General features: G+C 62.9%; 8 protein-coding genes and 1 pseudogene. 3 read left to right on the top strand and 6 right to left on the bottom strand.

Going from position 1 to position 10,125, the window contains the following annotated elements; translation table 11 throughout:
- Positions 1–551, bottom strand: a pseudogene (locus tag BHQ40_RS09025) (ATP-dependent DNA helicase); the annotation flags it as partial.
- A gap of 709 nt (positions 552–1,260) precedes the next feature.
- Between BHQ40_RS09025 and BHQ40_RS09015 the strand changes: the two are divergent.
- Positions 1,261–1,479 (top strand): hypothetical protein, encoded by a 219-nt coding sequence (locus BHQ40_RS09015; protein ID WP_139139247.1) that lies wholly within the window; start codon positions 1,261–1,263, stop codon positions 1,477–1,479.
- A gap of 253 nt (positions 1,480–1,732) precedes the next feature.
- Here BHQ40_RS09015 and BHQ40_RS09010 read toward each other — a convergent pair whose 3' ends face one another.
- A complete protein-coding gene (locus BHQ40_RS09010; RefSeq protein WP_070155019.1) occupies positions 1,733–2,083 on the bottom strand; it encodes a PilZ domain-containing protein in 351 nt (116 codons plus the stop codon).
- 193 nt (positions 2,084–2,276) lie between these two features.
- Complete coding sequence (locus tag BHQ40_RS09005; RefSeq protein ID WP_070155016.1) at positions 2,277–2,870, bottom strand: hypothetical protein; 594 nt, start codon at positions 2,868–2,870, stop codon at positions 2,277–2,279.
- Between the two features lie 71 nt (positions 2,871–2,941).
- Here BHQ40_RS09005 and BHQ40_RS09000 point away from each other — a divergent pair, with 71 nt between their 5' ends.
- On the top strand, positions 2,942–4,525 hold the full coding sequence (locus tag BHQ40_RS09000; RefSeq protein ID WP_070155014.1) for a lysine--tRNA ligase: 1,584 nt from the start codon (positions 2,942–2,944) through the stop codon (positions 4,523–4,525).
- A gap of 126 nt (positions 4,526–4,651) precedes the next feature.
- On the opposite strand, the gene BHQ40_RS08995 is transcribed toward BHQ40_RS09000, so the two are convergent.
- The 3 genes from BHQ40_RS08995 to BHQ40_RS08985 all read right to left on the bottom strand — a co-directional run bounded on the left by BHQ40_RS08995 (position 4,652) and on the right by BHQ40_RS08985 (position 7,723).
- Positions 4,652–5,413: a hypothetical protein gene (locus tag BHQ40_RS08995; protein WP_070155011.1), complete on the bottom strand. Its 762-nt coding sequence runs from the start codon at positions 5,411–5,413 to the stop codon at positions 4,652–4,654.
- A 188-nt stretch (positions 5,414–5,601) separates the two neighbouring features.
- Entirely contained in the window at positions 5,602–6,261 is a 660-nt protein-coding gene (locus BHQ40_RS08990; protein ID WP_070155008.1) for a peroxiredoxin, read from the bottom strand.
- Between the two features lie 163 nt (positions 6,262–6,424).
- Positions 6,425–7,723, bottom strand: a complete 1,299-nt coding sequence (locus tag BHQ40_RS08985; RefSeq protein WP_070155006.1) for an MFS transporter — start codon at positions 7,721–7,723, stop codon at positions 6,425–6,427.
- 208 nt (positions 7,724–7,931) lie between these two features.
- Here BHQ40_RS08985 and BHQ40_RS08980 point away from each other — a divergent pair, with 208 nt between their 5' ends.
- Positions 7,932–10,106: a TonB-dependent siderophore receptor gene (locus BHQ40_RS08980; RefSeq protein ID WP_070155062.1), complete on the top strand. Its 2,175-nt coding sequence runs from the start codon at positions 7,932–7,934 to the stop codon at positions 10,104–10,106.
- Positions 10,107–10,125: the final 19 nt, after the last annotated feature.

Here is a 10,125-nt window from a genome sequence, read left to right as displayed (position 1 = left end):
GCCTCGCCGTTCAGCGTCACCGTGCGCGGCGCGGGACGGGCGGCGCCCTCCTCCCATTCCGGCAGCTTGGAAAACAGCCAGCGCTCGGCCTCCTTCGGCGTCGGCAGATGCGGCGTCACAAGCTGCGCCCAGGGCCAGCGCAGCCGGTGCAGCGATTGCGCCGCCGTCCACGCCCCCTCGCGCTCCGCCCATTCCGGGTCGGCCAGCGTCGCGATCAGCGCCTGCGCGGCGGCATGGTAGAGCGCGGGAATGTCGCCCTCCCGCTGCGGCGTCTCCAGCCCCAGCGCTTCGGCCAGCCCCTTCGGCGTCGGCACCAGAAATCGCGCCGGATGGACGAACGCCCACAGCTCCAGCAGATCGAGGCCGTTCAGCTCAGGATAGCCCAGCCGCTGCCCGGCCAGCGGCGCATTCAGCAGAATGACCGGCGTCTCCGCCGCGATGGAGATGGCCCGCCCCTTGGACGCCTCCCGCGTCTCGCCACCCTCGCGCATCCAGATGCCGCCATGGCTGGCGTGCAGCGCCGGAAAGGAAAGGGGGGAGGGAGATGCCATGCGCTTCCCCTCTTAGGGAAAGCGGAACAAAGGGGAAACCTGCTTTTCGCGTTGGCGCGCCATTATGAGAGTGAGCGGCTGAAATGAGGGGAGTGGACATTGTGCCGTAACACATTTTCGTCATCCCGGACGTGATCCGGGATTCATGAGCGCAAGAGCTTGTGCAGTCACGCGGGCGTAGAGCCAATAGATCCCGCATCACGTGCGGGATGACGAAGGGGGTGGGTCGCGAGCGAAGCGAGCACCCGGCTTACCCCGACAAGCTGCCGCTGACGCGGCATACCTACCCCTAGCTCCTCCCTTGCAGGGTGGGGAACTTGGCGGCTGAAATGGGTGGATACTTGCCTTAGCTCTCGTATGACTCGTCATTCCCGCGAAAGCGGGAACCCATCTCCCCTCCTACGCCTTGCACGCCCAAGGCGCGTTGGGTCCCCGCCTTCGCGGGGATGACGAGAAGGGTGGTTAGCGGTCTGACAGCTCTCCCTGATCCGTTCGGGCTGAGCTTGTCGAAGCCCTGTCCTGTTCTTGAGAAGAAGTGCAGCCCTTCGACAAGCTCAGGGCGAACGGAGAGAGAGAGTCCGCTTATGGTCGTTCGCCAACACAACCCTTCGTCATCCCGGCGAACGCCGGGACCCATCTCTCCTCTATACGCCTTGGGTGCCCATGGCGCGATGGGTCCCGGATCAAGTCCGGGATGACGGATGAGGGCATGACGAAGCCTTCGTATCTGGCGGTTCTGGAACGCCCGGCCAAAGCCAAACTCCTGTCCTACAACCCGGCGTCCATGCTCTACTTCCCCACATGGAACAGCATGCAAAACCCGCCTGCGGGGCATCGCCTCAACGATCCGGCCAACGCGCCGATGCGACGCAACCGGGACGCAAGTGCGACCTATGTGCGATGTGCATACGACGCATGTGGGACGTAAGTGCGACGCAAGTGGGACGTACATGGGACGCAGGTGCGACGTAGATGAGACTCAAGTGAGACGCACATGGGACGCAAGTGGGACGTATGTGAGACGCAAGTGGGACGCGGGTGAGACCTACATGGGACTTTTGTGCGACCTACATGCGACTTTCCGGGCAAAATCCGGCCAAATCGCGCCACAACCCGCAACTTCCGCAACTTCGTTGGATTTATCGGCCCGAACGCGCTTCGGGTCCCCCGGATTGCAGCCGTCAGCGGGCAACCCGCCGCCCGAATCCGCCGCGCGCTGCTGCCGCCTGCCTCGGCAATGGCGGCATGTTCACCGCCGCGCGCGCCATTTCCAGCGCCGCATGGAGCGGGCCTTCGCCAAGCGGGAAGGGGAAGCGGACGCCCATGCGATCGACTTCCGACCACATCACGCGGCCGAAAATGCTGTCACCGTCAAGGTCGATGACGATCTGGCTGCCCTGCGCCATGCTCGCGCCCGTGATCAGCGCGCCGTCCTCGGTCAGGTCGACGATGGTTCCCTGTTGGGAGTCAAGCACGGTCGTCACCGTCACGGCGATCTCAACCGCTATCCGTTTACGTCCGCGTGCCTGCATCGTTCCACCCTTTCGCGTGTATCGTTACGCCTGCATGGTTAATTTTTCGGAAACCGTAACGGTCGCCTTCGTCATACCACCTCCGTTCGCTTCGAGCGTAGTCGAGAAGCCTTGCGCGCGGCTTCTCGACTACGCTCGAAGCGAACGGGGGAATGATATTCATCTCCAACGCATCGCGCCACTGATCGTCCAATTACGCGCCCTGCTGCGCGACGATCATCCGGTGCAGCTTCTCCGCCTCCGGGATCGCCGCCGCCACGAAACGGTCGGTCACCCGGTCGCCGTCGCTGTCGACATGGCTGCCGGTCTGGATGCTGAGCGTGCCCCAGCCGTCGCGCGCCACCGTAAAGTCGATGGGTCCCATCCGGTCGATGCGGACGGATTCGACCTTGCGCTGCTTGCCGTCGATCACGCGGATCAGGCGGCGGTCGGTCAGGCCGTAAATGGTCCGGCGCGCTTTCGCCCGGTTGGCGAAGGGCTGGTTCAGCATCCACACGCCCACAAGGATGAAGGGGAAGCCGAACAGGGGGAAGGCGATGCCGAAGCCCCATTCCATTTCCGTGCGCGGCATTCGCACCAGCCAGCTACTGGCGGCAAGCCCTGTCCAGACGCAGGAAAAGACCGTCCAGGGAATGGCGAAGGCCCAGATGACGAAATCCGCCTTCATGCGCCGGGCGTCTGGCGCGCCGCTCCACAATGTGCGCTCGCCGGGGGCCAGTTCGGCCTGCAGCAAGGCGCGCATGGACCGGTCATGAGCCTGGGCGCGGAGGACGGGATCGTTACGCATGCGCCTTCCAATAACGGCGGAGACTGAAAAAGACTTAAAGAGACGGGAAACTACCGCTAAAGGCCAGCGCCATGACCGACATCACCACCCTGCGCGACGCCGCGCTCGCATCGAAGGCCTGGCCCTATGAGGAAGCGCGCAAGCTGCTGAAGCGCTATCCCAATGGCGCGCCGGATAAAGGGCATGTGCTGTTCGAAACCGGCTATGGCCCCTCCGGCCTGCCGCATATCGGCACTTTCAATGAGGTTCTGCGCACGACGATGGTGCGGCAGGCGTTCCATGCCCTGTCGGACATTCCCACGCGGCTGATCGCGTTCAGCGACGATATGGACGGCCTGCGCAAGGTACCGGACAATGTGCCGAACAAGGAAATGCTTGCCGGACATCTGGGCAAGCCGCTGACCGAAATTCCCGATCCCTTCGGCAAGTTTGAGAGTTTCGCGCATCATAACAATGCGATGCTGCGGGATTTCCTCGACCGCTTCGGCTTCGACTATGAATTCATGTCCTCGACGGAGCAGTATCGCTCGGGCGCGTTCGACGAGGCGTTGAAGGGCGTGCTGCGTCATTATCAGGCGATCATGGACATCATGCTGCCGACACTCCGCAAGGAGCGGCAGGCGACCTATTCGCCTGTCCTGCCGATCAGCCCGAAAAGCGGTATCGTCCTTCAGGTTCCGGTCGAGGTGGTGGATGCCGAGGCAGGGCTGGTCCGCTTTGTCGACGAAGGAGAGACGGTCGAGCAATCGATTCTGTCCGGCGGCGCGAAGCTGCAGTGGAAGGTCGACTGGGCGATGCGCTGGGTCGCGCTTGGCGTCGACTATGAGATGGCGGGCAAGGATTTGATCGATTCCGTCACGCAAAGCTCGAAAATCTGCCGCGCGCTCGGCGCCCGTCCGCCGGAGGGCTTCAATTACGAGATGTTCCTCGACGAAAAGGGCGAGAAAATCTCCAAGTCGAAGGGCAACGGCCTCAGCCTCGAACAATGGCTGACCTATGGCCCGCAGGAGAGCCTGGCCTTCTACGCCTATCGCGAGCCGAAAAAGGCGAAGCAGCTCCATATGGGCGTCATCCCGCGCGCCGTGGATGAATATTGGCAGTTCCGCGGCAATTATCCGAACCAAGCGATTGAGCAGAAGCTGGGCAATCCGGTCCATCATATTCATGACGGCGTTCTGCCGCAGGGCAGCCTGCCGGTGACATTCGGCCTGCTGCTCAACCTTGTCGGCGTGATGGGCGACGCGAGCCGGGATCAGGTGTGGGGCTATCTGCGCAACTATGTCGCGGACGCCAGCCCCGAAACCTATCCCGACCTTGACCGGCTGATCGGTCATGCGCTGGCCTATCATCGCGATTTCGTCGCCCCGACGCTCAAGCGCCGCGCGCCGGAGGCCAATGAGGCGGCGGCGCTGCGCAAGCTGGACGCGGAACTCGCGGCATTGCCCGGCGATGCGTCTGGGGAGGACATCCAGAATATCGTCTACGCCATCGGCAAGGATGAAGCATTCGGCTTCGCCGAACTGCGCGACTGGTTCAAGGCGCTGTATCAGACCCTGCTCGGTGCCGACCAAGGCCCGCGCATGGGCAGCTTCATCGCGCTCTACGGCATAGAAAACAGCCGTAAACTGATCACAGAGGCGCTGGCGGAGGGCTGAGCGGAACTCTTTGCCTGCTGCCGTGTTGCAGGCTTTGGTCCATCCCCTTTCGGACTGATGCCGCCAGTCGCGGTGTCGGCCGCGTCTGCAGGCTTTCGCCAGCGGCGCGGCCACGGGGATGCCTTCTTATCGGGGCCTAATCTCCCCCTCGATATAATCTATGCGAATGCGCACCCATGTCCCGATTTGCGGCCGTCCGCCGATCCGCGGCGGGATCACCCGGAACTGCCACGCGGCAAGCCGGACCGCGCGCGCAAAACCCGACCCCATGGGCGATTCGCCCAGCGCCTGGCAGTTCTCCACATGATAATCCTCGACCGTCTTGCATGCGACCAGGCCCCAGCCCGTCTGCCTATTGCCCGGCGGCATATAGGTCGCAAGCTCGGCATGTGTGGGTTTGCGATACCAGTCGGCGTCATAAAGCTGTTCGCCGCCGGGCCCTTCGCCGGGACCATAGGCGGCGGCGCTGCCCTTGCCGCTGTCCGGTCCCGCCGATTGTCCCGCTCCCGCACGCGGAGGCATCTTGGAAATGTCGGCGGCGGCGAAATCCTCCCTGCTCAACGTCACGAAGGGCAGATCGGGTAGGGGCGGTTTGGGCGTAACGGGTTTTTCGACAAGCTTTTCTGCAGGCTTTTTCGGTGCGCCGCCACTGGCCTTTTTCGTCTCGGCCCCGGACTCCTTCTGCTCTGCCGCCTGTTTCCGGTCGGGCGTCAGCGAGAATGTGGTCGGCATGCGCTCCATCTTGGGAAGATGCACGGACGGGGCCAGCGTGAAAAACAGCAGCAGGATGAGCGCGTGCAGCGCCACCGCCAGCAACAGCGCGAGGCTCCGGCGCCGCAACGGCGCGCTATCGTCGTCAGACAGATGCCGGGGGGAGGCAAAGGGCATTGATCAGGTGCCTAGACGCGGTGCGCCCACGCCGCAATCCGGCCGGTCGCTTTATCAGGCATCTGACTCAGATGTAATGTTGAGAGCGGCCGGGCGAAGATTCCGGTTTCGCCCGGCCTATATGCTGCAATCGCCCCGCCGCGCGAACGCTGAACGCCACGCGCAAGGATGGCCTTTGGCCGTGCCGATTATTCCGGCTGGGGCACGATCCGCAGATAGGGGCGGGGCGCTTCCCATCCATTGGGATAGATGGTCCTGGCTTCATCGTCCGAAACCGACCCGGCGATGATCACCTTGTCTCCATCCCGCCAGTTGACGGGGGTGGCAACGCGATGCCGGGCGGTGAGCTGGATGGAGTCCAGCACGCGCAGTATCTCGTCGAAATTGCGTCCTGTGGTCATGGGATAGCTGAGCATCAGCTTGATGCGCTTGTCCGGTCCCACGATGAACACCGTCCGCACGGTTGCGTTGTCGGCGGCGGTGCGGCCGTCCGAACCGCCGTCAATATCCTCCGGCAACATATTGTAGAGTTTGGCGACATTCAGGTCGGTGTCGCCGATCATCGGATAGTTGGGCGCTGTTCCCTGGGTTTCGGCGATGTCCTCCGCCCATTTGGCGTGGTTGCCGACCGGGTCGATGCTGAGACCGATGATCTTGGTATTCCGCTTGTCGAACTCCGGCTTCAGCTTCGCCATATAACCAAGCTCGGTCGTGCAGACGGGCGTGAAATCCTTGGGGTGGGAAAACAGGATCGCCCAACCGTCGCCGATCCATTCATGGAAATCGATCGTGCCCTGTGTGGTCTCCGCCGAAAAATTGGGGGCCTGAGCGTTGATGCGAAGTGACATGGATTATATCTCCTGAAAGCTGGCGCTGGATGTGACGCCGCTGCCGTATGTCGGGTTGGACGTGTCGAATTCCTTCTCCGCGGCTTCCTATGCCCATCTTTCCGTTACGGCAATGATAACGCCCGCGTCATAACGAGGGTGGCAGCTTTGCCGAAAGGCGAAGCTATTGCCGGGACGGACGCATGGCGGAACGCGCAGCGCACCCAACGGAAATGCACAGGGCGGGGATGGCGGTGATCGCTATCGCCAGCAGCAACTGGCCGTGCATGAACAGGTCGGACAATGCGCCCGCGACAAGCGGCCCAATGGCGCAGAATATCGACACCACAAAGCTCCATATCGCGAAGCTGCGGGCGCGCAGCGACGCGGGCGTCAGGTCCTGCAGCATTGTCGGAACCAGAGCGTTCGCGGTGCATGTGAGGAACAGGAAAAGGGTCACGACCGTCAGCGCCCAGTCGACGTCTTTGGCGACCATCAGCATGGCGGCGCAGGGGATCGCGGCGGCGGCGCTGACCCCCATGATGATCGGCCGGGCGGACAGGCCGAAGCGCTTGCCGAGCATGCGGTCGAGAAAACCGGCGACCGGCAGGCAGCCGATGCTGGTGATCAACGTCACCCATCCCAGGGCGTGCCCGATAACGCCAAGGTCCGCGTTGAAGCGCCGCTCCAGCGCCAGTGCAATCAACGGATTGAGCGCCTGCACCGCGATCATCAGGCTGCCCGCCACCCCCACGAAAAGGCCGACCGCTCGCCAGCGGTCGCGGAGGAAAAGGGCAAGCGAGCCGGTCGTTCCGATGTCGGACGCGATGATGCGCCGTGGCGGGTCAACGGTCGGGAGGCCGACTGCCAACAGGGGTACGCCCGCCAGGGACAGCAGCAGGATCGCCTTGCGCCACGGGTCCAAGCCAAAGGGTATCAGCAGGTCCGCCGCCCGCAGGATCGCGTCCCCGAAATAATAGCCTGCGCTGGCCCCGGCCGCCATCAGCGCCGCGAAGGTCAGGTTCGCGGTCACGCGATGCCGTTCTGGCGCAAGGTCGGGGATCATTGAATAGACGATGGGGATCATCGCGAATTCGGTAACGCCGGAGGCCGCGCGGCCAATGAAGAACAGAGGGAAATTCGGCGCGATCGCGCTGAGCGCCATCAGGGCGGTCCATCCGACGATCAGGCCAAGCAGTACCCCCTTGCGCGACAGGCGATCGGCCAGGCGGGCGAGCGGCACGGCGATCGCGCTGCCAACCAACACGCCGGCCAGCCCCTGCAATGCGCCTATGGTTGCGTCGCTGACGGCGAAACTGTTCTGAATGGCGGACAGCAATATCGCCTGAAGGCCGCGGTCGCTCATTTGCACGCCAGCGGTCACGCCCAGAAAGCCGACCGTGAACAGCGCAGGCCCCGACCATTTGCCGATGGCCCCCGCGCCGCCGTCGCGGCCGATATCAGGCGCGGCCGTCAGCGCCATGGGTCATGCCATGATTGTGAAGGTGCCATCGCTGGCCGTTAACCGACCGGAACCGGCGTATTTGCGCTGTTTGACAAGAATGCAACAGTGGCCCCCAAAAATCGCATCCGGACTATCTCAATTATTGCAACTAATTCGCACTTGCTGCAATGGCGCATTTAAGGCGGCTGCCGCAATGGGCGGTGAAGCCGGTCTGAGGGGTTTGATCATGTCAGTTACGCGCCGCAATTTTGCTCATCTGTTCGCGATCCTGTTGGCCGGCGCCGCCACGCTCGCGCCCATGGCCGCCTATGCTCAGGCCGCCGAGCCGGACGTGACGGAGGATGCGCCCAGCGTGGAGACCACGCGGCAGGATGACGGGTCGATCATCGTCACCGCCCGCCGCTTCGTGCCCGATGGCGCAATCACCGCGAGCAAGACTTCCGTCCCGCTGATTGAAACGCCGCAGTCGGTTTCCGTGATCTCCCGCGATCAGATCGACCTGCTCAACTTCATCGATGTGCAGCAGGCGGTGCGCTATACGGCGGGTGCGGTCGGCGAAAATTATGGTCCTGACCTGCGTTTCGATTTCCTCCGCCAGCGCGGTTTCATCCCGACGCAATATATCGACGGACTTCAGGCCCCGGTCAGCTCGACCATCGATAATGTCGGCATCGACCTCTATGGATTTCAGGCTATCGATATCCTGCGCGGTCCGGCCAGCGTTCTGTATGGCACCACGCCGCCAGGCGGCATCTATAATCTGACCAGCCGCCGTCCGTCGGCTCAATTTGGCGGAGAGGTGCAGGCGAAATATGGCACGGACGATTACAAGCAGATCGCAGGCACCGTCACTGGCGAACTGACCAATGGCCTCAGCGCCCGGCTGACCGGCCTGTATCGCGATCGCGACAGCCAAACCGATTATGTTACCGCCAAGCGGACCTATGCCGCACCCGCGGTCACTTATCAGATCGGCCCGGACACGAAGATCACCGGCCTTGGCTATTATCAGTGGGACAAGGTGCGCGGCGACACCAACGGCTTCCTGCCGGCGCTGGGCGTGCTGTATCCCAATCCGGTCGGCAAGGTGTCGCGCGGCATCAATCTGGGCGAACCGGACTATAATTTCTATCGCCGTGAACAATGGGGCGCGGGCTATGAATTCACGCACCGTTTCTCCAGCGCGCTGACCTTCACCCAGAATACGAGCTGGCGCGACTATGATGAATATCAGCAAGTCGTCTATCCAACCGGCCTTGGCCCTGACAACCGCACTGTGTCGCGCGCCAACTTCCCATCGTCGGAAAAGAGCAAGCAGTTCGCGATCGACAGCCGCATCGACGCCAACTTCGCCACTGGCCCGCTGGAACATCGCCTGCTCGCCGGCTTCGATTATCGCAACTACCGCAATCAAGCGGCCTTTGCCTTTGGCGGCGCCACGAGCATCGATCTGTTCGATCCGGTGTATAGCGCGACCCCGATCCCCGCGCTGACCTTGGGCGCGCCCTATCTGGACGTGCGGCTGAAGCAGAGCGGACTGTATGCGCAGGATCAGATCAAGCTGAACGGCTTCATCCTGAGCCTTGCAGGACGGCAGGATTGGGTTGAGCGCACCAGCTACGCCTTCCCGCCGGTCACCAAGACCAAGGACGACAAGTTCACCTGGCGCGTGGGCGGCACCTATGTCTCCGAAATGGGTATCGCGCCCTATGTCAGCTATGCGACCTCTTTCCAGCCGATCGTGGGCGCCACATTTGACGGTACGCTGTTCAAGCCGACAGAAGGCAAGCAGTGGGAAGCGGGCGTCAAATATGATGCGCGGGGCCTGAGCAACGACATCAAGCTGTTCGCCACCGCCGCCATATTCCGCATCAAGCAGTCCAATGTGGCCACGCTGGATCCGCGCGCGGGCACTGGCGGCGTCCCCGCCAATGCGCAGGTCCAGACCGGAGAAGTGACGTCGGAGGGTGTCGAACTGGAACTGGTGACCCGCATTCACGAGCAATTGAGCATCAATGCGTCCTACACCTACACCAACGCCAGGGTGACTGATGCCAATGACGCTGACCAGCTTGGTGCGCGCCTGCCTGCGACGCCCAAGAGCAAGGCGACTCTGTTCATCGATTACATCAAGGCGACTGGTCCGCTGGCGGGTCTGGGCGGAGGCGTCGGCGTCCGCTATCTCAGCTCAAGCTGGGGCAACCAGTCGAACAGCCTTCCGCTGGTCAGCCCGGCGACCACCCTGTTCGACGCCGCCCTGCACTATGACATTCCCGGATGGCGTCTTGCGGTGAACGGCAGCAACATCTTCGACAAGCGCTATGCCGGCCGCTGCACGCCGCAGGGCTGCTTCTTCGGTCAGAACCGGCAGATCATAGCGACCGTGACCAAAAAATTCTGACCTGCTGCGATCGCGATGC

Source organism: Sphingobium phenoxybenzoativorans, from assembly GCF_001757355.1.
GTDB classification, from domain to species: domain Bacteria; phylum Pseudomonadota; class Alphaproteobacteria; order Sphingomonadales; family Sphingomonadaceae; genus Sphingobium; species Sphingobium phenoxybenzoativorans.
Note: the sequence above shows the minus strand (reverse complement) of the source record. Positions and strands in the feature narration are given on the sequence as shown.